This is a genomic window from Enterococcus dongliensis, from assembly GCF_031927985.1.
Lineage (GTDB): Bacteria > Bacillota > Bacilli > Lactobacillales > Enterococcaceae > Enterococcus_A > Enterococcus_A dongliensis.
This window is the reverse complement of record NZ_JARPZC010000060.1, coordinates 1-344: the sequence shown is the minus strand read 5'-3', so window position 1 is coordinate 344 and position 344 is coordinate 1. Positions and strand designations below refer to the sequence as shown.

General features: G+C 50.9%; 3 tRNA genes. All 3 read right to left on the bottom strand.

The features are described 5' to 3' along the window. Positions 1-77: 77 nt before the first annotated feature. The 3 genes from P7D84_RS13770 to P7D84_RS13760 all read right to left on the bottom strand — a co-directional run bounded on the left by P7D84_RS13770 (position 78) and on the right by P7D84_RS13760 (position 342). Positions 78-153: transfer RNA gene (locus tag P7D84_RS13770), tRNA-Phe, on the bottom strand. A gap of 40 nt (positions 154-193) precedes the next feature. Next, positions 194-266, bottom strand: a tRNA-Asp gene (locus tag P7D84_RS13765). Between the two features lie 3 nt (positions 267-269). Next, positions 270-342, bottom strand: a tRNA-Val gene (locus P7D84_RS13760). Positions 343-344: the final 2 nt, after the last annotated feature.

Sequence of the window (344 nt, the reverse complement as noted above, 5' to 3'; positions counted from 1 at the left end):
GAGAGTGGATTCGAACCACTGAACCCTAAGGAACGGATTTACAGTCCGTCGCGTTTAGCCACTTCGCTACTCCTCCATGGTGGCGCGGGACAGAATCGAACTGCCGACACATGGAGCTTCAATCCATTGCTCTACCAACTGAGCTACCGAGCCATACATAATATAGTTTAAAGTTTGATTTTTAATCAAATAACGGTCCCGACGGGATTTGAACCCGCGATCTCCTGCGTGACAGGCAGGCATGTTAACCCCTACACCACGGAACCGAATGGAGGTTAACGGGATCGAACCGCTGACCCTCTGCTTGTAAGGCAGATGCTCTCCCAGCTGAGCTAAACCTCCAT